The organism is Flavobacteriales bacterium (assembly GCA_016713875.1).
In the GTDB taxonomy this organism is placed as follows: Bacteria; Bacteroidota; Bacteroidia; order Flavobacteriales_F; family PHOS-HE28; genus PHOS-HE28.
Window position 1 is genome coordinate 2015047 of record JADJOI010000003.1, and the last position, 22482, is coordinate 2037528.

Annotated in this window: 20 protein-coding genes; 13 read left to right on the forward strand and 7 right to left on the reverse strand. The window is 63.5% G+C overall.

Annotated elements, in window-relative coordinates; translation table 11 throughout:
* Position 1 precedes the first annotated feature (1 nt).
* The 3 genes from IPJ87_10220 to IPJ87_10230 all read left to right on the forward strand — a co-directional run bounded on the left by IPJ87_10220 (position 2) and on the right by IPJ87_10230 (position 2714).
* A complete protein-coding gene (locus IPJ87_10220; protein MBK7942228.1) occupies positions 2–757 on the forward strand; it encodes a hypothetical protein in 756 nt (251 codons plus the stop codon).
* 137 nt (positions 758–894) lie between these two features.
* Positions 895–1773: a hypothetical protein gene (locus IPJ87_10225; GenBank protein MBK7942229.1), complete on the forward strand. Its 879-nt coding sequence runs from the start codon at positions 895–897 to the stop codon at positions 1771–1773.
* Between the two features lie 74 nt (positions 1774–1847).
* Complete coding sequence (locus tag IPJ87_10230) at positions 1848–2714, forward strand: hypothetical protein (GenBank protein MBK7942230.1); 867 nt, start codon at positions 1848–1850, stop codon at positions 2712–2714.
* A 19-nt stretch (positions 2715–2733) separates the two neighbouring features.
* On the opposite strand, the gene IPJ87_10235 is transcribed toward IPJ87_10230, so the two are convergent.
* Positions 2734–3282, reverse strand: coding sequence for a 2'-5' RNA ligase family protein (locus IPJ87_10235; protein MBK7942231.1), 549 nt, complete (start codon positions 3280–3282; stop codon positions 2734–2736).
* A 115-nt stretch (positions 3283–3397) separates the two neighbouring features.
* On the opposite strand from IPJ87_10235, the gene IPJ87_10240 reads away from it, so the two are divergent.
* The 4 genes from IPJ87_10240 (at position 3398) to IPJ87_10255 (ending at position 9389) form a co-directional block, all read left to right on the forward strand.
* On the forward strand, positions 3398–4585 hold the full coding sequence (locus IPJ87_10240; protein ID MBK7942232.1) for a hypothetical protein: 1188 nt from the start codon (positions 3398–3400) through the stop codon (positions 4583–4585).
* A gap of 345 nt (positions 4586–4930) precedes the next feature.
* The gene (locus tag IPJ87_10245; GenBank protein MBK7942233.1) at positions 4931–6721 is read left to right on the forward strand and encodes an acyl-CoA dehydrogenase family protein; all 1791 of its coding nucleotides are present in this window, start codon (positions 4931–4933) and stop codon (positions 6719–6721) included.
* 37 nt (positions 6722–6758) lie between these two features.
* Positions 6759–7952: a hypothetical protein gene (locus tag IPJ87_10250; protein MBK7942234.1), complete on the forward strand. Its 1194-nt coding sequence runs from the start codon at positions 6759–6761 to the stop codon at positions 7950–7952.
* A gap of 297 nt (positions 7953–8249) precedes the next feature.
* Entirely contained in the window at positions 8250–9389 is a 1140-nt protein-coding gene (locus tag IPJ87_10255) for an ATP-binding protein (GenBank protein ID MBK7942235.1), read from the forward strand.
* A gap of 20 nt (positions 9390–9409) precedes the next feature.
* Here the strand turns inward: IPJ87_10255 and IPJ87_10260 are convergent, their stop codons facing one another.
* The gene (locus IPJ87_10260; GenBank protein ID MBK7942236.1) at positions 9410–10738 is read right to left on the reverse strand and encodes a TolC family protein; all 1329 of its coding nucleotides are present in this window, start codon (positions 10736–10738) and stop codon (positions 9410–9412) included.
* The gene (locus IPJ87_10265) at positions 10710–13859 is read right to left on the reverse strand and encodes an efflux RND transporter permease subunit (protein ID MBK7942237.1); all 3150 of its coding nucleotides are present in this window, start codon (positions 13857–13859) and stop codon (positions 10710–10712) included. The genes IPJ87_10260 and IPJ87_10265 overlap by 29 nt, the downstream gene beginning before the upstream one ends.
* 13 nt (positions 13860–13872) lie before the next feature.
* On the opposite strand from IPJ87_10265, the gene IPJ87_10270 reads away from it, so the two are divergent.
* On the forward strand, positions 13873–14013 hold the full coding sequence (locus tag IPJ87_10270; GenBank protein MBK7942238.1) for a hypothetical protein: 141 nt from the start codon (positions 13873–13875) through the stop codon (positions 14011–14013).
* Positions 14014–14034: 21 nt separating this feature from the next.
* Here IPJ87_10270 and IPJ87_10275 read toward each other — a convergent pair whose 3' ends face one another.
* Genes IPJ87_10275 through IPJ87_10290 form a run of 4 tightly spaced genes read right to left on the reverse strand, consistent with a single transcriptional unit; the run spans position 14035 to position 17357 of the window.
* Positions 14035–14421: a GxxExxY protein gene (locus IPJ87_10275; GenBank protein MBK7942239.1), complete on the reverse strand. Its 387-nt coding sequence runs from the start codon at positions 14419–14421 to the stop codon at positions 14035–14037.
* A gap of 44 nt (positions 14422–14465) precedes the next feature.
* Positions 14466–15590 carry an HlyD family efflux transporter periplasmic adaptor subunit gene (locus IPJ87_10280; GenBank protein ID MBK7942240.1) on the reverse strand — a complete coding sequence of 375 codons (1125 nt, stop codon included), beginning with the start codon at positions 15588–15590 and terminating at the stop codon, positions 14466–14468.
* A complete protein-coding gene (locus IPJ87_10285) occupies positions 15587–16198 on the reverse strand; it encodes a TetR/AcrR family transcriptional regulator (protein ID MBK7942241.1) in 612 nt (203 codons plus the stop codon). Before IPJ87_10285 ends, IPJ87_10280 begins: the two co-directional genes overlap by 4 nt.
* Positions 16199–16244: 46 nt before the next feature.
* On the reverse strand, positions 16245–17357 hold the full coding sequence (locus IPJ87_10290; GenBank protein ID MBK7942242.1) for an MBL fold metallo-hydrolase: 1113 nt from the start codon (positions 17355–17357) through the stop codon (positions 16245–16247).
* Positions 17358–17395: 38 nt separating this feature from the next.
* On the opposite strand from IPJ87_10290, the gene IPJ87_10295 reads away from it, so the two are divergent.
* The 5 genes from IPJ87_10295 to IPJ87_10315 are packed head-to-tail and all read left to right on the forward strand — an operon-like array spanning position 17396 to position 22480.
* Positions 17396–18589, forward strand: coding sequence for a hypothetical protein (locus tag IPJ87_10295; GenBank protein ID MBK7942243.1), 1194 nt, complete (start codon positions 17396–17398; stop codon positions 18587–18589).
* Between the two features lie 3 nt (positions 18590–18592).
* Complete coding sequence (locus tag IPJ87_10300; GenBank protein ID MBK7942244.1) at positions 18593–19234, forward strand: O-methyltransferase; 642 nt, start codon at positions 18593–18595, stop codon at positions 19232–19234.
* A 47-nt stretch (positions 19235–19281) separates the two neighbouring features.
* Positions 19282–19668 carry a hypothetical protein gene (locus IPJ87_10305; GenBank protein MBK7942245.1) on the forward strand — a complete coding sequence of 129 codons (387 nt, stop codon included), beginning with the start codon at positions 19282–19284 and terminating at the stop codon, positions 19666–19668.
* A gap of 23 nt (positions 19669–19691) precedes the next feature.
* Positions 19692–20726 (forward strand): aminotransferase class I/II-fold pyridoxal phosphate-dependent enzyme, encoded by a 1035-nt coding sequence (locus IPJ87_10310; GenBank protein ID MBK7942246.1) that lies wholly within the window; start codon positions 19692–19694, stop codon positions 20724–20726.
* 38 nt (positions 20727–20764) lie between these two features.
* Positions 20765–22480 (forward strand): sensor histidine kinase, encoded by a 1716-nt coding sequence (locus tag IPJ87_10315; GenBank protein MBK7942247.1) that lies wholly within the window; start codon positions 20765–20767, stop codon positions 22478–22480.
* Positions 22481–22482: the final 2 nt, after the last annotated feature.

A 22482-nucleotide genomic window follows, 5' to 3' on the forward strand; every position in this document is an offset into this window, starting at 1 on the left:
TATGCGCGCGTTCACCGAAACATATAGACCAGTCACCGTTCATGAATGGGCGATCTACGTCGACATCGAGGGTTTCGCAGACTTGTTCGCCGCGCATGGCTGCATGCCGATGGCGCAACTGACCTCAATTATTCATAAGCTGCTCGCTTCAAACGTGGAGGCCGTTCAGAGCATCCAAGCCGTTCAATATGGCGGGGATGGATTTCTGATTCATCAGTTGAGCGGCGTGCTCTCAAAGAAGCTTGACAGACCTATCGCAATCGCGACAGCCTTGATGAAAGCCGCCCTCTGTGGAGGCTTCACCCTTCGCGCGCAAATATCGACTGGCAATTCTCCCGACATTCAAGGTTGCTACGACCAATCTCTTCAGGACCATATCAGAGCCCAGAAGAGTTCAGGGTATCTAACATATGGAGGCGGTATTAGTGGATTCAGCAACATGCTCCTTGTCCCCCTAAGCGGGTCCGCTATCCTCAACGCCTACCGCTTGCACTACCCAAAAGGTCCTCTGCTCGTCCTTGATCCCCTTCTGAAGAGCGAGGTGGAAGAACAAGCGGTCGATGTCATCGACCGAGTAGATGCTCTCGAAGTCAATTGGCTTAAAGTAGAGCATCCATCCGTGGCTCTCTGTCTTCAAGCTTTAGGGCTTGACGAGAGGCGAGATTTCCCGGCCATGCTGAAAGCTTATGTGCAGGGTCATTCCAAGAATCTCCCCACCGATTGGAAGGATAACGCGGGACTTCTGCTCAAGCATTAAACGGAATGGGCCGATGAAATCCACGACCTCCGCATTGCTCAAGCCCGGCAGCCTGTCCGTACGTTGTCCAATGCGCGTTGACGAAGAAGCCGCTACCCATTGAGAATATGAGCGCGCTTTCTCACACCTTTCGCGCTTTGATATGCGGATCATTGCTTGGCTGTCAAACGCCCGCTCCCGATCAGCAGAACGCGCCCCGCGAGATCCACACCCCCTCCTACGACCTCCTGCTCCCGACAGGTCAGAAAGCCCTGCTGATCCTCTTCCCCTGCTTCCCCTGCGATGCGGCGGACACCCGGGCGGAGTCGCGCATCGCGGACACGGCCGCTGCGAACGGCATCGCGGTGCTGATGCTGAACTTCAACCGGCACATCCTGATGAGCGAGGCCGAACAGCAGGAGGTGATCGGCTCGATCGCGGGCGCGGTGAAGGAGCACGGGGTGGATGCCTCGAACACGGTCATCGGCGGCTTCTCCTCTGGCGGTAACGTGAGCGTGCTGCTGGCGAAGGCGCTGCTGCGGTCGGCCGAGCCGCCGGTGCAATTGAAAGGCGTGTTCGCCGTGGACAGTCCGCTGGACCTGGTGCACCTGTACGAATGCTCGAAGCGAGACCTGGCGAAGAGCAGCTTCCCCGAATACAAGGACGAAGCGCGCTACCTGATCGCGTTCCTGGACAGCGCCCTTGGCTCACCCGCGGACAGCCTGGCCAACTACGAGCGCGCCGCTCCCCTGCTCAACTCGTCCGCGAGCGTGGCGCCGCTGAAGGACCTGCCCATCCGCTTCTACACCGAGCCGGACACGGCCTGGTGGCGCACCAACCGCGACGACAGCTACGAGGAGCTGAACGCCTACAGCATGAAGCGCATCCACGATACACTGGTGGCGGCGGGGAATGCGCGGGCGGAGTACATCACCACCGAAGGGCGCGGCGTGCAGCACGGCAACCGGCACCCGCATGCGTGGAGCATCGTGGATGAAAAGGAAATGGTGAAGTGGATCGAAGGGCTGGTGGAGTGAGACGCTGGGCATTCACGTTCCTGTAGTATGTTGTCCAATGCAGGTTGACGAGTAAGCCGTCATCCACAACGAACATGAGCGCCCTGCTTCCCTCCTCCACCCTGTTTGAACAGCACCACATTCGCAGACTCTACGATGAAGCCACGGAGACGTGGTGGTTCTCCGTTGTCGATGTCATCCAGGCCCTGATCCAGCAACCTGACTTCCAAGCGGCGCGCAACTATTGGAAAGTGCTGAAAGGCAGGCTGGCAAAGGAAGGCAGCCAGTCGGTTACAAAATGTAACCGACTGAAATTGCAAGCTGCCGACGGTAAGAGCTACCTGTCGGATGTTGCTACAGCGGACACTCTTCTTCGGCTCATCCAATCGATACCCAGCCCGAAGGCCGAACCCATCAAACTCTGGTTGGCGAAGGTGGGTTATGAGCGCATGCAAGAGATGGCCGACCCGAGCCTCGGTCTGGACCGAGCCCGCGAACTCTGGCGCAAGCACGGCCGCAGCGAGAAGTGGATCCAGCAGCGCATGATGGGTCAGGAGACGCGGAATAAGCTCACCGACTACTGGAAGAACCATGGCGTGAAGGAAGGCGACGAGTTCGCCATCCTTACGAACATCATTCATCAGGAGTGGAGCGACGTGACGGTGAAGGACCACAAGGCGATCAAGGGCCTGAAGACCCAGAACCTCCGCGATCATATGACAGAAGCCGAGCTGATCTTCACGGCACTGGCCGAGATGAGCACGCGGCAGATCGCGGAGACCGAGCAGGCCGTGGGCATGCCGAAGAACAAGGTGGCCGCGAGGAAAGGCGGCGGCATCGCGAAGAAGGCGCGGCTGGAGTTGGAAGAAAAGACCGGAAGGCCAGTGGTGTCGGGGAGCAATTTCCTGCCGCCGAAGCGCCCGCAGGCGATCAAGAACAACAAGCGGCAACGGAGGAAATAAGTTCCACGGTGGCTGCTACTCAGCTTGGGGCCAGCAGAAAGCTCCGCACCTGTATGTAACGCTCACCGGGCAGCAAGACCCGCTTGAGCAACACGACCTCGGTCACGCGCTCCGTGCTGGTGTGCGTGTGCGGCGCGAGCAGATCCCAGGCCGCATCGAACTGGTGGGGTTTCAGTCCGGCCGCGAGGGTCAGGTGCGGGTGATCGGTCTCGCGCACGGCCGTGTGCAACCTGGGGTCCGACTTGAGGGCCTCGAGAATGGGCGTGCGCACGGTGGCGATGCCCTCCTTCTCCACCGGATCGATATAGATGGTGCGCTTGTCCGGGAAGTGCGTAATGACGTGGTAGTGCAAGGTGAAGCCCGGTTGACCGGTCACGCCTCTGGCAATGGCATCCATGATGGCGGGCTCATGCGCCGCGGGCAGGTCCAGGAAGCAGAGGGTGATCTGGGGCGGGTTGTGGCGGCCGCTGAAGGAGCCGATGCGGGCGTGGAGCGCGGTGCGCAGGTGCTCCACCTCGGCGGCCAGGGCCGGGGTGGGCAGAATGGTGAGGAGGAAGCGGTAGAGCATGGAAGACGGGCGGTCCGCGGTCGTATCCGTGAATATCCGCAAATAGCGGGAGTGTATCCGTAGAAACACCTCTTGGCATCGGCGATCGCCAACCATCTCGTTCAGCGCCTTTGCCGTGTACGATCACCACCGATCGACACACATACCCCGGCCCCTGAGCTACCAACCACCCGGTGCGCGCCCCACCCTGCTTACGCTGGGAGCGCTCACCCTGCTCTTCTTCTGCAGCGGCCAACCCACGAGCAAGGCCCCCGTGGTGATCACGAACGATACGGTCCAGATCCCGACGAACTGGCCCCTACCACTCGACCATGAAGGGCAGCTATGCCATTGGGTGCGCAACATGCACCAGGACCAGAGCGGCACGCTGTGGTTCGGCACCAACCACTATGGACTGATGCGCTACGCGAACGATACGCTGGAGTACCTCGCCGATAGTGCCGGCATCACCAGCGGCCGCATCAACGGGATCGTGGAAGGCGCGGACGGCATCCTATGGGTCGCCACGGATGGTGAAGGGTTGTTCAGGTACGATCCTTCAACGCGCTACTCCGCTCGCCATGGCTTCAGTCAACTGACCACGAAGGATGGACTGCCGGACAATGCGATCTGGTGTATGCGCATGGGCCGTGACGGAGTGCTGTGGTTCGGGACGATGAACGGCCTCCACACCTACGATGGTCGCGCCTTCACAACGATCGACCTTCCCGCGTCCACCGCAGTGGACTCCCTGGTCCAACTGGCACCCACCCGCATCACCTGCATTCTGGAAGACAGGCATGGAATGCTCTGGTTCGCGCGCGATGGCGATGGGCTCTTCGTGTTCGACTCGAAGGAGACCGGATCTCCCAGAACGTTCAGGCACTACACCGCAAAGGACGGCCTGCCCAACAACAGCGTAACCGGGATCATGGAGGATTGCCAGGGCCGGATGTGGATCGGCACCAACTTCAGTGGTGTGAGCATCTTCGACCCTTCGGCCCTTGCGGAGAAAGGGACCGAGGCCTTCACCAACTTCACGAAGGACGGTGTGATCGAAGGGATCGAAGCGGGTGCGTTCTACGAGGACCGGTCGGGCCACATCTGGTTCGAGGCGGAGCATCACGGCGTGTACCGCTACGATGGCACTGGCTTCACGAACTACGGTCCTCAGGACGGCATGACCTCTGGCGGGATCATCGCCATGATGGAAGACCGGGAAGGTCGTTTCTGGTTCGGTGGTCTGGGCGGTCTCTTCCGTTTTGATCGGAGAACCTCGCGGTTCACGCCCGTAGGGAAGACCGGACCATGGGGAGTCCATTGATCGCGTGAGCGGGCGCGTCGGCAGCCCGGCGCCGGCCGGGCCTTGCGAACGTGTGCAACGAGGAGGCGACCGGAGGAAGCCACCGGAGTGCCACGGCCGCGGGCCCGGACAAGTCCGGCTACAGCGGAGCACGCGACCCCGGCCGCATTTGGGACGGGGGCACGCCCCGAACAAGACCCAAGTGACAAGGGTCAAGTGTCAAGGCATCAAGGTTCCTGGTCCAATCGCCAACCACCATTCACCTCGCACCCGAACCACCCCGCTTGGAAGTTTGTTATGCGTGCATAACTTTATCCCGAACCGTACGTACGATCACCCGTTGAACAGCCCAGTCGTTCCGATCCCATGAGCACCGCAACGAAAAAGGCCCTTCAGGGCGGCGAATTCCTGATCCGCGCGAGCAACCCGCAGGATATCTTCATTCCTGAGGAGTTCAACGAGGAACAGCGCATGATCGCGCAGACCGCGATCGACTTCCTCGCGGCGGAAGTGTGGCCTCACCTGGACCGCATCGACCACCAGGAGGAAGGGCTGATGCAGAAGATCCTGGAGAAGGCCGGTGAGCTGGGCCTGCTGGGCATCTCGATCCCCGAGGAATACGGTGGTTTCGGCAAGGACTTCGTGACCGGCATGCTGGTGACGGAGAAGACCGGCGCGGGCCACAGCTACAGCGTGGCGATGGCGGCGCACACCGGCATCGGCACCCTGCCTCTGCTCTACTACGGCAACGCCGAGCAGAAGGCGAAGTACGTGCCCAAGCTCGCCACCGGGGAGTGGAAGGCCTGCTACTGTCTTACGGAACCCAGCAGCGGAAGCGATGCGAACAGCGGCAAGACGAAGGCCGTGCTGACACCCGATGGCAAGCACTACGTGATCAACGGGCAGAAAATGTGGATTACCAACGGCGGCTTCGCGGACGTATTCACGGTCTTCGCCAAGATCGGGGACGATGAGAACCTCACGGCCTTCATTGTTGAGAAGGGTTTTGGCGGCATCACGCTGAACCCCGAGGAGAAGAAGATGGGCATCAAGGGTAGCAGCACGCGGCAGGTGTTCTTCAACGACTGCAAGGTGCCGGTGGAGAACATGCTGAGTGAGCGCCAGAACGGTTTCAAGATCGCGGTGAACATCCTGAACATCGGTCGCATCAAGCTCGCGGGCGCCGCCTTGGGCGGGGCGAAGGCGACGGTGGACATCAGCGTGAAGTACGCCAACGAGCGCCTTCAGTTCGGCAAGCCGATCAGCGCGTTCGGTGCGATCCGCCAGAAGCTCGCGGACCAGGCGACCTATTGCTACGTGGTGGAGAGCGCCACCTATCGCTGCAGTCAGGACATGGACAACGCGATCAACGAGTTGAAGGCAGGTGGCTCGGACCACGCGAAGGCGCTGCTGAAAGGCGTGGAGCAATACGCCGCGGAGGCCGCGATCCTGAAAGTGGCCGGCAGCGAATGCCTGGACTACGTGTGCGACGAGGGCGTGCAGATCTACGGCGGCATGGGCTACAGCGCCGAGAGCCCCGTGGAGCGCGCCTACCGCGACAGCCGCATCAACCGCATCTTCGAGGGCACCAACGAGATCAACCGCATGCTCACGGTGGACATGCTGCTGAAGCGCGCGATGAAGGGTCAGCTGGACCTGATGGGTCCGGCGCAGGCCGTGGCCGCGGAGCTGATGGGCATCCCTGAATTCCCGGAACCCGATGATTCACTGCTCGGTGACGAGAAACGCATGGTGGCGAACTTCAAGAAGGCGGTGCTGATGGTGGCCGGCGGTGCTGCACAGAAGCTGGGGCTGGAGCTGGCGAAGCACCAGGAGACCTTGATGCACATCGCCGACATGGTGATCGACACCTACCTGGCCGAGAGCACGCTGCTGCGCACGTTGAAGCTCACCGAGCTGAAGGGCGCCGCGAACGTGCAGGAGCAGATCGCCATGTGCCAACTGTACATCCACGATGCGGCCGACCGCATCCACAAGTGGGCGAAGGAGGCCGTGAACAATTTCGCAGAGGGCGATGAGCGCCAAGCCATGCTGATGGGCGCCAAGCGCTTCGCGAAGAACACGCCGCTGAACACGGCCGATCTGCGCAAGGCGATCGCGAAGAAGATGATCGGGGAGGGGAAATACTGCTACTGAGGACGGAGCGCAGCGGCACGATGCCTAGCTTCGTTCCATGCGACGGCTGTGTACTCAGTTGATCCTGGCCTCCACGGTTGCACATGGCCAGTGGTACCCGCAACAGAATTTTCCGGGCAGCCCGCGTGATGAAGCTGCTGCCTTTGCGGTCGGCACGAACATCTATCTAGGCACTGGCACAGAAGACGGTGTTGTACCAACGAACGATTGGTATCGCTATGATGGTCTAGCAGCGCAGTGGTCGACGATCGCTGCTCTACCGGCATCCGCTCGCTACGATTGTTCAGCCTTCGTCCTTCCCTACCCAGACGATGGATATGGCTATGTATTCGGCGGAATCGACGCCGATGGTCCATTGAACGAGTTATGGCGATACGACCCGGCGAATGATGGTTGGACGCAGATGACCTCACTTCCGGCCGCGCCTCGTCATGCTGCGGTCGCGTTCAACGGAGGGTACATCGCCACCGGTCTGCTGGCCGACGGGACCGCTACTTCGGAACTATGGCGCTACGATGTGACCACGGACAGCTGGGAGCAGCTCACTCCCATACCGGGCACCCCACGGCATGGCGCGTGCGGGATGAATGGCGTCGGCTACATGGTGGTTGGTGGAGCTGATCCGGAGAACAACGCTTTATCCGATTGCTGGTCGTACAATACGCTCACGGACACTTGGTCGGCCTGTGTATCGTTGCCCGAAGGGCGTTATGGAAGTATGTGCGGCTTGGCCGCTTATGATCTTCTGCTTACCGCCGGTGCGACCGATGATACGACCATCGTGGAAACTTCTTTCAGTTACAACCAGAGTTCATGGCTTCCGATGGGTGATTCCTATCCGGGCGGAACGCGCAGAGGCGGCATCATGATCGAGGGTGGCAGCGGTCTGCCCGGACTCTGGCACACCTACACGGGACTGGGTCTTTCTGATGACCTGCAGCGCCACAACGACTGGTACATCATCAGTGGGGCATTCAGCATAGGAGAATATCGGTCAGGCAGGTTGGCCGTCCATCCGAATCCAAGCGCAGGGCGTGTGTGGCTTCAACTACCTGACCAATGGTCCCGCGCCCAGTATGCCGTGCGTGATGCGTTGGGCCGCAGCGTCATGGAGGGCCACATCGATCGCGGCTCGACCCTAGACCTAGGTGACCTGCCAGTGGGACGGTACGGTCTACTGGTCCGGTACAAGGATGAGCAGCTTCGTGCAACGATCTTCAAGATTCCTTGAGTCCTGCCCCCCTTCACCGGCCGCTGCAGGCGGCAGGCCATTCTGATGGGCGCCAAGCGCTTCGCGAAGAACACGAACCTCAACACCGCCAAGCTGCGGAAGGTGATCGCGAAGAAGATGATCGCGGAGGGGAAGTACTGCTACTGAGCGGAGCGGTAACGACGCGACGGCGCAACGGGTGCGCCGTACACAGCGCAACGTCACGGAGAGTGCATCTCCGAAGGTGGAGGACGCTTGACCCGTCAACTAATCTTTATTTAGTTGTATTCTCTTAGTAGGATGATCTAACTTCGCGGCGTGGTCATCGACAACCCCTTCGCGGTCAATGCGTACCTCTCGCCGCAGCTCTTCTGCGACCGCGAGCGGGAGGCGGCCGCCATCACCTCGGCGCTTCGCAACGGCAGGCACGTGATGCTCTACAGCCCCCGGCGCTACGGCAAGACGGGGCTCATCCACCACGTGTTCAACGGCCTGGCCCGGGTGCGCGGGGCGCGGACGGTGTTCGCCGATGTGTACGCCGCCCGCGACGGCCACGAGTTCAACACCATCCTGCTGAACGCCGTGCATCACGCGCTCAACCCCACGCCCAAGCAGTTCCTGAAGAACGCGCTGGGTTGGTTCGCCAGCCTGCGTCCGGTGATCTCCATGGACGAGCTCACCGGCCGCCCGAGCATCACCCTGGAGCCCGGCAGCGGCCGCTCACAGGCCGCCACAACGCGCGAGATCTTCCGCATCCTGAACGAACAGGGCCGCACCATCTTCCTGGCCATCGACGAGTTCCAGCAGGTGACCACCTTCATGGACATCCGGATGGATGCGGTGCTGCGGACCGAGCTCCAGCGCAGTCCCAACGTGCGCTGCATCTTCTCCGGAAGCCAACGGCACCTGCTGCTGGACCTGTTCAACGACGCGAAGAAGCCCTTCTACGGCAGCGCGGACCAGCTGGAACTTCAGCGCATCGACCGTAGCACCTACGCCGCTTTTGCCGTGTCGGTGATGAAGCGCCACAAGCGCACCCTGAAGATGGAGGACGCCCTGTTCTGCTACGACATCTGCCGCGGCCACACCTACTATGTGCAGGTGCTGCTGAACCGTCTCTTCGGTGATCCGCGTCCATTGGAACGAGCCACCATCGCGGACGTGTTGATGTCGATCGTGCGCGAACAGGACGCCATCATGGCCACCCTCCGCAGCGCGCTCACGAAGAACCAGTGGGACCTCTTCGCCGCCATCTCACGCGAGGGTGAAGTGGATACCCCTACCGCAGGCGCCTTTATCAAGAAGCACGACCTCCCCTCTTCCGCCGCGCTGGTGCACGGCATCCAAGCACTTGTGGACAGGGAGCTCATCTACGTGACGGGGCACACGCCGGAAGGTGGCAAACCGATCTACGCACCATACAACCCGTTCATGGCGGCGTGGTTCAAGTACCGCTAGATCGCGGTCACAGAAATGACTTACGGCTGCACCCCCAACGCCGGCAGCAACCCACCACTCGCCCTCAGCAACGTCAGCTCGGCCACCTTGGTGTCGAAGCCGGCCACCACGGCCTGCCGTTCGGCATTGGCGAGGTCGAGTTGCGCCTGCCGGAATTGGAGACCGGTCAGCTGACCGGCCTGGAACAACTCACGGGTGCGATCGAAGTTCAGTTGTGCCGTGGTCACGGCGTCCCCCTGGATCCGCAGCACCTCACGCTGACCGCGCCAAGTAGTGAAGGCATTGCGCACGTCGCGTTCCACCTGAAGCCGGGCCTGCTGCTCAGCGATCGCCGCGTTTTCGGCACGCAGTCGTGCCTGTTCAGCCTGCGTGTTGATGCGTCCGCCATCGAACAGCGGTACGCTCAGCGTCAGGCCAGCATTCAGGCCTTGGGTGTAGGTGCCCAGCACGAGGCCCACCCCGTTCTGCTGATCGCTCACCCCGTAGTTCGCGTTCACATCGAGGCGAGGCCAGCGCAAGGATCTGGCGATGCGCTGGTCCACCTCCGCAGCGCGCACCTGTGCGGTTGCGGAAGCCAGCTGCACGTTGCCTTGCATCGCTTCCTGCACCAAGCGCTCCTGATCCAGTCCTTGGGCATAGGTGATGGAACGGGAAACATTGACCTCCGCATCCGGCGAGCGCCCCATGAGCACGTTGAGCTCGCGCCTGCTGCGCTCGCGCCGCTGCAGGGCAAGGATGAACGTTGTGCTGTCGGACTGCAGATCCACTTCGGCGTTCAGCAGATCGAGCCGGCCCACACCACCGAGCAGCGCCTTGCCTTCCTGGCGCACATAGCGATCATTGGAGATGTCGAGGATCCGCTGCGTGATCGCGACATCCTCATCGAGCGCGGCAATGGCGTAGTAGAGCGCGATCACCTGCGTGAGCGTGCCTTCCACCTGCGCGCGTGTCCGCAGGTCGGCGAGTTGGGCGTTGAGCTCCGCGCGCTCCAACGCGGCGAAGTTGCCCATGCCGTTGAAGAGCGTGTAGGTGAGCCCTACTTGCCCAGCGAGCGATGTGTTCACCACGCCGTTCCTCGACACGTCAGGAATGCCTTCGGTGAAATCGAGCTTGGTGTCCTGGTTGCTGTAGTTGCCCCGACCGCTCGCATCGATGCGCGGCAGAAGTCCGGCATTCCCGGCGGTCGCCGCCTCATCGGCGATGGCGGCCTCGTTGCGGGCGATGCGGATGCCGTGCTCGTTGGCGAGCGCCTGCTGGATGGCCCCGTCCAGCGTGAGCGTGTCCTGCGCGAACACACCAGTGCATAGGCACCAGACGAGGCTAGCCGCGATGTTCCTCCAGATCCTCATAGGGCAGTTCTTTCACGGCAGGTTCAACGGATTCGGCGCTCGGGTTCTCCGCGTTCCACGCCCAACCCAGCACGCGGCGCGCATCGTTGAGCGCGCTGATGAGCAAGGGCAGCACGATGAGCGTGACGAAGGTGGCGATGGCCAGGCCGTATGCCACAGTGATGGCCATGGGGATCAGGAACTGCGCCTGGAAGCTCTTGTTGAGCGTGATGGGCAGCAGACCGGCCACGGTGGTGAGCGAGGTGAGCAGGATCGGCCGCAGGCGCGAAAGAGCGGCGTCGCGCAAGGCCTGCTGGAAGGGCATGCGCAGCTTCATATTGTCGTTGAACCTGCTCAAGAGCACGAGCGAGTCGTTGACCATCACGCCGATGAGCGCGATCATGCCGAAGAAGCTGAAGAGACTGATCTGCACCCCATGGATCCAGTGTCCCCACGCGATGCCGATAAAGCCGAGCGGGATGCACAGCAGCACGGTGATCATCTGCCAGAAGCTCCGCAGCGTGATCACGATCATGGCGAACATGATGATGAGCGTGATAGGGAGCACGCGCAGGGCCGAGGTCCCCACCTTGCGGCTCTGCTCACCCTGCCCTTCGAAACTGTAGCTGAGCCCGGGGTACTTCGCGAGCAGGGGCGTCATGATGTCGGAGGCCACGAGCGTCTGCGCATCGGTGGCGCTCTGCTTGCTGCTGGCCAGGTCGGCCTCCACGCGCACCTCGCGCTTGCCATCCAGGTGGTTGATGCCGCGGATCCCGCGCTCGATGTGGTAGGTGACGACCTCGCTCAGCGGGAACTGCCGACCGTCCGACGTCCGCACGCGCATGTCCTCCAGGTCGCGCAGCGAGGCGCGGGCCCCTTCCGCATAACGCACCCAGATCTTCACCTCGTCCTCGCCGCGCTGCACGCGTTGGGTCTCCAGGCCGAAGAATCCCTGGCGCACCTGCCCCACCACTTCCTGCAGCGTGAGGCCCAGCAACTGCGCCTTGTCCTTCAGCTTCAGCACCACCTCGCGGTTGCCTGGTCGGTCGGTGTCCACCACATCGCGCAGCATGGGCAGCTTCTGGAGTTCGCCACGCAGTTCGGCCTTGGCGGCGTTCAGCTCAGTGAGGTCGTTGCTGCGCAGCGAAACGGACACGGGCTTCCCGAAGGGCGTGGCCAGCCCAAAGGTGAGGTTCTGCACCCCGGGCACATTGCCCACGCGCTCGCGCAAGCGGTTGGTGAGTTCCTCGGCACGGAATCCGCGTTGCTCCCCATCGAGGAGGATGATGTTCAACTTCCCCTGCTCCGCGCGCGGTCCCAGGATGCTCTGCACCTTGAGGATCACGTCCAGGCTGTCCTCCCGGCCGGCGCTCAGCTCCTTGTTCAGGTCCCACACCAATGCCTCGATGCGCTGCAGTTCGGCGAAGACGACATTCTCCCGCGTCCCGGTCACCATCTCCACGTCCACACCCACATCATCGCGCTCGATCACGGGGAAGAAGGTGGTCTTGATGATGCCGGCGCCGACCGAGCCGATCGTGATGGCCAGCAGGAAGAAGGCGATGCCCGCAGTGAGCATCCGGTGGCGCATGAAGCGGTCGAAGAAGGAGCCATAACGCTTGTCCCTCATGTTGGACATCACGCCATCCATGTACTTCTCGAAGCGGTTCTTCTCCTTGGAGAGTCCCTTGGAATGGGCGATGTGCGCTGGCAAGGTGAACGCCGCCTCGATCAGGGAGAACAGCAACGTGGCGATGGTGACAAAGGCAAGCGCAGGGGCGAAATCGCCCAAGCGGCCTTCGATGAAGAAGAAGGTACTGAAGGCCGCCACGGTGGTAAGCACTGAGCTGATCACAGCGGGCAGCACCTTGTTCAAGCCGACGAACGCGGCTTGGACCGGTGGAAGTCCGCGTTCGAACTCCTGGTAGATGCTCTCGGTGATCACGATGCCATCGTCCACCAGGATGCCCACAACGAGGATCATCCCGAAGAGGCTCATCACGTTGATGGTGATGAACGACGGGGCGATGATGAACATGCCGGCAAAGGCCACAGGAATGCCCACAGCCACCCAGAAGGCCAGCCGCCAGTTGAGGAAGAGCGCAAGGCAGATGAGCACAAGGAAGAAGCCCTGGATGCCGTTCTCCACCAGCATGGCGATGCGCTGTTTGAGCACGGTGGTGGCATCGCTGATGAGGGTGGTCTTCACCGGACCTCCGCGCTGGTTGAAGTCCTCCATGTACTTCAAGGTGGTCTCAGCGATGAGAAGGATATCCTCGCTTACCGTGCTGCTCACCGTGACCACCGCGCTGGGCACTCCGTTCACATAGTTGCGTGCCGGATCATCGGCCCAGATGTCGCGCACGTCGGCCACATCCTTCAGGCGCAGCACACGACCATCGGCTCCGGCGCGCACCACGGTGTTGCGCAGGCCCTCGGCGTCCTGGCGCTTGTCGCGCACACGGATCAGCAGTTCCTCGTCGCTGGTCTTGATCTTGCCTCCGGTGACGTCGATGTTGGCCCCGCGCACCGCTGCTGCGGCCTGTGCGAAGCTGAGGTTGTTGGCGCGCAGGTCCGCTTCGCGGAAAGCCACCTCGATCTCCTCCTCCGGAAATCCGGAGAGCTCCACCTTGCTGATGCCCTCCACCGCACGCAGGTCCTGCTCCACGCGTCGGGCGATGGTCTTCAACGCCTTCAGGTCCACCCCTTCTCCGCTTAGCGCGAAAGTCACCGCCGGCCGGATGTTCTCCAGCTTGAAGGTGCGGATGGGCTCCATGCCATCGGGCAGCGTGGGGATGCGCTCCACGGCATTCTTCACGTCCTGCAGCACCGCGTCCACATCATGACCCTTGATCACCTCCACCGTGATGATGCCGCCGTTCTCCTGGCTGACGCTGCTGATGCGTTCCACACCGGTCACGCCCTTCACATCGTCCTCGATGCGCAGTACCACGCCTTCCTCCACCTCCTCGGGTGAGGCACCGGGATAGATCACCTGCACCTGCAACACACGGCTCTCGGTCTCGGGGAAGAGCGAGCTGCGCGTTCCCTTCAGGCCGAAATAGCCGAAAACGAAAATGAGCACCATGACGGTGTTCACCGCCACCGGGTACTTGATGAAGTATGCGGTGAGGCCCCTCATTGTTTCAGAAGAGATGAACCGCCACGGCGCAACGGCGCGAACGGGCCGCAACGTACAGAATGATCAGGACGCAACGGGGATTGAAGAGGATGCCGATCAAGTCGAGCATCCGCGACACCATCGCAGGACCGGCAAGGCCATTTACCTGCGCTGAACTGATCGAGAGCCGACCCTTTCATTCTTCCTTCAGGTTGTTCACCACCCGCCGGATGCCGTCCTTCAGCAACGCCGAGTGGAAATTGATGAGCAAGCCGAGTGAGTTCCCGGTCAACTTCAAATACGTGATCACCTGGGCAAGGTGCACTGGATGAAGCTCGTCGACAGCCTTCACTTCGACCACCACCTTTCGTTCGATCCATAGGTCGAGCTTGTAGCCAGCATCCAACCGAACATCCCGATACACGAGTGGCAGGGGAACCTGTCGCTCTACCTGAAAGCCCATCTGTAAGAGCTCGTGTGTAAGGCAGGCCTCGTATGCGCTTTCAAGCAGCCCTGGTCCGAACCAGCGGTGTACCTGGAATGCTGCTTCCACGATGCCCTCCGCTATTCGGTTCTCATGCATTGGCGTTGCGTTCTCGTTGCGTCGTAGCGTCGTAGCGGTGGTGTTCATCGCTTCACCGGAGCTACGCGCATGCCTTCGAAGGCCCCGCTCAGGCGATCGGTCACGACCACCTGTCCGTTGGATAGCCCCTTCACCACGGCCTGCTCCACGCCTTGATGAAGTATGGCGACCGGCTGCTTCACCAGCGCGCTTTCGGTGACCGTGTAGAGCGCGCCGTCCTCGAGCAATGCGCTGCGTGGTACGCTCACGGCATCGTTCAACGAACCGGCTTCAATGGTCCCACTGAGGTACTGCCCATCGCGCAGGTCCTTCCCTTCCACCCGCACGAAGAGCTTCACGGTCTGTGTGGCGGCATCGATGCTTTCGCCGGTACGGATGATGCGACCGGTCCAGGTGCCGGGGCCTTCGGTACTGGTGAGGCGGAGCGTGTCGCCCACCTTCACCAGGGCCAGTTCGCCAGCACCGATGGCCGTTTCGAGTTCCAGCGAACCGGGCGCGATGAACTCGCCCAAGCGCGTGCCCGGAGTGACGATGGTGCCGGGCTCCACCCCTGCCGCGGCCACTACGCCATCGAAAGCAGCAGTGATCACATACTTGCCACGACGCTCATACAACGCGCGGATGGTGTAGTACTGATCCAACACGCCGCGACCAGCGAGGTAATTGCGCTCCTGTTCCGTTGCCAGCTTGGGCAGCTCGGGCAGTTGGCCATCCACCGGCACGCTCTTCAGGTAGGCATCCCACTTGGCGGCCTGCTCGGGCATATCGATGCGCAGATCGGGCACCAGCTGCACGAGGGTGCGCAGGAAGGCGCTCTGCTGCGCATTGATCTGGGCGCGCACCTCTCCGTCATCGATGCGGAAGAGCACCTCGCCCTGGCGGAAGGTCATGCCTTCGCGGAAGACCTTTCCCGTGCGTTGCAAGGTGCCGCCCACCTCGGCGTTGATGAGCATGCGGTCCGTGGCGCGCAGGCGACCGGTGATGGGGATGGAGAGCCGTACGGGACCGTTCTGCGCGATAAGCGTTCGCACGGCACGGGCATGCGCGGGCGCCTCGTTGCGCGGGGGCGAGGTCTTGCTGCCGGCCAGCTTGCGGCAGGTGCCGATGCCCGCCACGATGAAAAGGAGGCCCAGCACGATGGTGAGGCGACGTTTGAACAGGTCGTTCATGCGCGGATGGATCGGATGATGAATTCGGGAACGGACTTCTTCCGCTTCAAGATCATACGGCGGAAGGCCTCGTCGTTCATGCCGTGTATGTGCGTGAGCATGGGCCGCGCGATGAAAGGATGCGCGCAAAGGGCCATGATGTTCACCAGCAGCTCACGCGGGTCGATCTCGATGATGAGGCCTTCCTTGCGCGCCTCATCCACGAGCCGGAGGAAATGTTGGCGACTGGTCAGACCTCGGTCGATGAAGGCGCGCAGCCCCTCAGGGTCGCGGTTCATCTCCTGGGCGATGAAGAGCGGTAGCAGTGGATCCTCGAGCATGCGCTCCAGGTAGGCCGCGACGAAGCGCTCGACGGCATCGAAGATGTCCGGACTGTCCGTGAACGAGTTCCAGATGCAGCTGAACTGCCGCTCGGCGCTGCCCTTGAACACGCCCTCGAAGAGGCGCTGCTTGTCGCGGTAGTAATAGTGGAGCAGCGCCTTGTTGATGCCGGCCTCATCGGCCACCTCCTGCATGCGCGCGCCGGCCATGCCCTTGCGGATGAAGACCCGCCGGGCGGCCTCCAGGATGCGTTGCTCGGCACCCTGTTCCTTGATCATCGTCGACATGCGGGTGCAATATTAACCACTTGGTTAAACCGCATGGTAAGAACGCTCAGTCCAAGCCTTCCCACCAGCGCTCGCTCTGCGATGCGGTCGGCGCCGTGATGATCTGACCGATGCGCGGGGTGAGCAACGCCTGCCCGGTCTCCCCGGCCCGCTTCGTGATGCGCTCGATGGATTCCTTCCAAGGGTGAAGGCCCAGCGCGAACTGGGCCCAATGGATCGGCATGAGCAACCGCGCGTTGAGGTCCCGGACCGCCTGGGCGACCTCCTCCGGGAACATGTGGATCTGCGGCCAGTATTCGCTGTAGGCACCACATTCGAGCAGGGCAAGATCGAACCGTCCGAAGCGTGCTCCCAGCTCCTTGAAGGTGCGCGAGTAGCCGGAGTCCCCGCCGAAGTAGATGCGCTGCGCACCTTCAAGCACGAAGGAGCCCCAGAGGGTGCTGAAGCGGTTGGTGGGCCCACGCCCGGTGAAGTGCCGCGTGGGCGCGAAGGTGAGCTTCACCGGCCCCACGATCACTTGCTCCCACCACGCGCACTCGGCGACCATCACGGCTGGCATGCCCCACTTCTCCAGATGCGCACCAACGCCGAGCGCGGCCACCACCCGTCCCACCTTCTTCACCGCGATGAGCTGCCGCATGGTCTCGTAGCACAGATGGTCGTAGTGATCATGCGAGAGCAGCAGCACATCCACCGATGGGAGCTGGTCCACCGATATGCGCTCCGTGTAGGCGAACCGCTTGGGGCCTGCGAAACTGAAGGTGCTGGCGCGCTCACCGAACACGGGATCGGTGAGGAAGGTGAGTCCGTTCAGCTTGATGAGCACGCACGAATGGCCGAACCAGCATAAGGCGACCTCATTGGAAGGCACGCGTTCCCAAGCCTCGCGATCGAAGCGCACGGTGGGCAGAGAAGCCTTGGGTTCGCGACCATCGGCGCCCTTGACCATGGTCCACATCACCTTCAGCATCACGGTGAAGGGCATGTCCATGTCGGTGGGCTCCAGGTTGTGGAGCTTGCCGCCGCGGAAGTCCGGCAGGGCCCGGATGCGCTGGAGCCGCACACCGGCCGGGTCGTCACCGATCCGCGGCGCCGTGCGGAAATAGAGGATGACGGCCAGCACCAGGGCCAGCGGAAGGGCTAGAGCAGGGATCCACATGCGGAGCGAAGATCCGTCGGCCGCACTAGCTTTCGCACATGCACCGGCGTTCCCTGCTGATGATGGCCCTGCTGCGGGCCGGCGCATCCATGGGGCAGGGATGGGTGCAGTTGCCGGACCTTCCGGCCATCGCACGCGACGACGCTTCGGCCTTCGCGGCGGACAGCACGGTGTTCATCGGCACAGGCATGGACGTGGGCTTCCAGCTCACCAGCGACTGGCACCGCTACGACCCGATGACCGCCACTTGGACCACGATCGCGCCGATGCCCGCCACGCCCCGGCAGTATGGCACCGGGTTCAGCGTGGGTGGCTTCGGCTACGTGTTCGGCGGGGTGGATGCCGGCGGGCTCAGCAACGAGCTCTTCGTGTACCTGCCCGTGAACGGCGTGTGGTACGCGCTCGACACCCTGCCCGGCATGCCCCGGAGCGGCAGCGCGTCCTTCGTGCTCGGTGTGCGGGCCTTCATCGTGGGCGGGCGCGTGGGTCCGGGGGCGGCGCTGACGGACGAACTGTGGGAGTACTTCCCCTTTCTGAACACCTGGCTGCCAGGCCCGCCGATGCCGGGACCCGCACGGCACCTGGCGGCCGTGTTCGCCCAAGGCGGCAAGGCCTACATCGTGGGTGGACGGGCAGGCGACGGCAGCGCCTTGAACGATGGGTGGTGTTACGATGGCGCCACGGACACCTGGTCGGCCATCGCCCCCCTTCCTGCGGACGGCCGCTTCGGAGCGGAAGGCTTCCGCTGGCCCGGAGGAGGCCTTGTGGTGGCCGGCGCCACATCGGACAGCACCTTCACGCAGGAATGCTGGCGCTACGAGGTCGCCACCGACAGCTGGCACCCGATGCCGGCGTTCCCGGGCGCCGCGCGGAAAGGCGGCGCCGGGGCCGTGGTCGATGGTGTGGTCCACTACGGCACCGGCAGCGACGACGTGCAGCGCTACGCGGACTGGTGGGCCCTTCATCCCGACGTGAGCGTCAGCACCTCGGCCGCACCGCCGTCGCTCCGTGCGCATCCGAACCCGACCAGCGGCCTCCTTCATCTCTCCGGACACCCCGCTGGTGCCGCACTGCCGTACACCATCCTTGATGCCGCGGGACGGCCCGTTCGCTCGGGGACCCTGGCGCCGGGCTTCGGCCTGGATGTCTCCGGTCTTCCGCCCGCCAGCTACCACCTCGTGCTGCACGCGGCCGACGGGCCGTACACCCTGCGCTTCGTTCGCATCCTCTGACCCATGGACCTCATCGACCCTGCGCTGGACGCTTACTGCGAAGCGCACAGCGGCACCGAGCCGCCCCACCTGCGGACCCTGCGGGAGGAGACCAACGCCAGCGTGTACATGCCGCAGATGTGCAGCGGCCACCTGCAAGGGCGCTTTCTGGCGATGCTCAGCCACCTGGTCCGCCCGAAGGTGATCGTGGAGATCGGGACGTACACGGGCTACAGCGCCCTGTGTCTCGCAGAAGGGCTGGCCCCTGGCGGCATGCTGCACACCATCGACATCGACCCGCACTTGCCGCCCATCGTGGCCCGGCACATTGCGGCGGCGGGCTTCCAGGACCGTATCACCACTCACCACCGCCCCGCGCTGGAAGTGATCCCTGCGCTACCCACACCATTCGACCTGGTGTTCATCGACGCGGACAAGCCGGCCTATCCGGCCTACTTCGATGCCGTGGTGGACCGGGTCAGACCCGGCGGCCTCATCATCGCTGACAATGTGTTGTGGAGCGGCCGGGTGCTCCGGCCAGCCCACGAGCAGGACCACCAGACCTCGGCCCTCGTGGCCTATGCACGACGCGTGAGCGAGGATCCGCGGGTGGAGCCGGTGATCGTGCCCCTCCGCGACGGGCTGATGCTGGCCCGGCGCCGCTGACGGCCGTCATGTGCCCTCCGGACACAGGGCCCGACCTTGAGGCCATCATGCAAGCACAACTGTTCTACAAGGAGCTCGGGCGGCTGCTCTACGCGGTGGCCGCCGTGGATGGCACGGTGAGCCCCAAGGAGGTGGAGACCATCAAGCGGGTGGTGAAGGAGCGGCTGGTGCCGGTGGAGGCAGGGATGGACCATTTCGGCAGCGACCAGGCGTACATCACGGAGTTCGAGTTCGATGTGCTCGCGGAGCGGGGCGCCACCAGCCAGGAGGCCTACGAGTCCTTCATCGCGTACATGGCCCGGCATCGCAACGACCTGGGCGACGACCGGCGCGACCTGATCTACGCCTGCGCGCATGCCGTGGCGCGCGCGGTGCATGGGGTGGGTGCCAAGGAGTTCCCCCTGCTGGTGGACCTGCACCGGCATCTGGGCTGAACGCAGGCCGCTACCTTGGGCGCATGACCGCGCCCCTCATCGACCTGCGCAGCGACACCGTCACCCGCCCGACCCCGGCCATGCGCGAGGCCATGCTCCGCGCCGAGCTGGGCGACGATGTGTTCGGTGAGGACCCCACGGTGAACGCGCTGGAGGAGCGGATGGCAGCCCTTTTCGGGCACGAGGCCGCCGTGTTCTGCCCCAGCGGCACCATGACCAACCAGATCGCGATCCATGTGCACACGCGACCCGGCGACGAGGTGATCTGCGAGGAGGGGGCCCATGTGTACCGCTATGAGGGCGGAGGCATGATGGCGACGAGCGGCTGCAGTGTGAAGCATGTGCCCGCCGACCGGGGCCGGTTCACGGCCGAGGCGGTGTTGGCTGCCGTGAACGACCGCAATGCGGCCTACCTGGCGAACAGCCGGCTGGTGGTGGTGGAGAACACGGTGAACCGCGGAGGCGGCGCCATCTGGGACCTCGCGGAAGTGGAACGCATCAGGGCCGCATGCGACTCACAGGACCTCCGCCTCCATCTGGACGGTGCGCGACTGTTCAATGCGATGGCCGTGGACGGAACAGGACCTGCGCTATGGGGTGCGCTCTTCCACAGCATCTCGATCTGCCTCAGCAAGGGCCTGGGCGCTCCGGCCGGCAGTGTGCTCATCGGGCCGGGTCCCACCATCCACCAGGCACGACGCGTGCGCAAACGCCTGGGCGGGGGCATGCGGCAGGCGGGCCTCCTGGCTGCCGCGGGCCTGCACGCGCTTGATCATCATGTGGCCCGATTGACCGACGACCACCTCCGGGCGAAGCGGATCGGTGCGGCCCTCGGCGGTCATGCCTGGGTGGAAGAGGTGATGCCGGTGGTCACTAACATCGTGATCTACTCGCTGCGAACAGGCCACAGCGCCACCGACCATGTGGCCGACCTCGCCGCCGGAGGCATCCGATGCATGGCCATCGGACCGCGCCAGGTGCGCATGGTGACCCATCTGGATGTGGATGATGCGGCAGTGGACCGCGTGCTGGAGCGCCTTCGATCGATGGCGGACTGACCGCTTCGCCCGGAGCCTTCGCGTACACTTGCAGCCACATGTCCGCCCCGGCCCGTTCCTACACCTGGTCGTACCTGCTGATCGCCGTGGTGCTGCTGGCGGCCTTGGGCTACACGGGATGGTCGATCGTGCAGTTCCCACGGCGTACCGAGGAGCTGACACGCATGGGGCTGGAACGCACCATCCGCAACCTGCGCACCAAGGTGCAGGGCGAGTTCGACCGGCTGGCGATGGACCTTCAGAAGGAAGGGGCCTTCGTGGCGCTGCATGATTCGATGCGGGTACACGAACTGGTGGACCGGTGGCAGGCACTGATGGCGACCGAGCCATCGCTGAACGCGGTGCATCTGGCGAATGAGCGCGGAGCGGAAGTGGCGCTGCTGCGGACGGCCACCGGCCTTCGTGTGCGCCGTCAGTTGGAGGGCCCGGGCCATGGTTTCCCGGTGAGCTGGTCGCTGGGGAACGAGGCCCAAGCCGAACAGGCACACATCGACAGCGCGCTGTACGACCCACGGATGGAGGCCTGGTTCAGCCGTGCGCTGAGCGAGCGGCAGGCCGACGCGGTGTGGAGCACGATGGCGCATCCGGGCAGGGACAGCACGATCGGCGATGACGTGCTCGTGAGCCAGCTGATCCGCGCCGTGAAGCAGGGCAGGCCCTTCCGGGTGGTGGGCTTCCGCGTGGATGCGGCGGCGCTGGTGAACGGTACGCTGGCGCCGGGACCCGGGCGCAGCAACCATCCCCTCGTGCTGTGGCCGGACGGACGACCGTTGCTGTCCCTGCCGCCCGACAGCACGGCCATGGGCCGCGCTTGCCGTACCGGCCTGGAGCGTTGGGCCAAGCGGATGGACCGCCGCCCGGTGCGCGTCGGGGAAGGCCCGGAGGGCCACATGTTGCAACTGCTGCCCTTCTCGCTGAACGGCGTCACCCTGCAGCTGGGGGCCATCGTCGACATGCATCAGCTGGAGCCGTGGCTGGGCACGGAGCGGCGTTTCCTGTGGACCATGCTCACCGCCCTGCTGGCGCTGATGGGCCTGCTCACCTACACCTTCATCCGCAGCCAGAACGATCGGAGGCGCCTGCGCGCCCAGGCCAAACGGTCGCGCACCCAGGAGCGCAAGCTGGCCAAGGTGATCGGCGAGCGCGACGTGCTCGATCGCGAGGTGCACCACCGCGTGAAGAACAACCTGCAGGTGGTGAGCAGCCTGCTGAACATGCAGGCCCAGCGCCTGCCGGAAGGACCCGCGCGGGATGAGTTCGTGCGGGGCAAGCAGCGCATCGACATCATGGCGCTGGTGCACAACAAGCTCTATGCGCTGCCCGACCTGCGCGGCATCCCCCTCGACCGGTTCTTCAGCGATCTGGCCGGCCAGATGGCCAAGTTGCACGAACCGCGGAGCCGGTCGGTGAGCCATGAGGTCGACGCCGCCGGCCTGCGCTGCGACCCCGACCAGGCGATCGACCTGGGGATCATGCTGTGCGAGCTGATGAGCAACTGCTATCAGCACGCGTTCCCACTTGTGACCGGCGGGCACATCGATGTGCGGTTGGAACCGCTCTCTGACGGCCTGGTACGCCTGCGCGTGCGCGACAACGGACGGGGTATGCCCACCGTGGTGGACAGCACGGGTCGCCTGGGCCTGGACGTGGTGGACGCCCTGGCCGAGAAGCTCGATGGGCACTTCACGGTCACCACCGACCACGGCACGATCGCCGATGTGGAGTTCAAGCTCGAGCCGCTGCGCGAAGAGTGAAC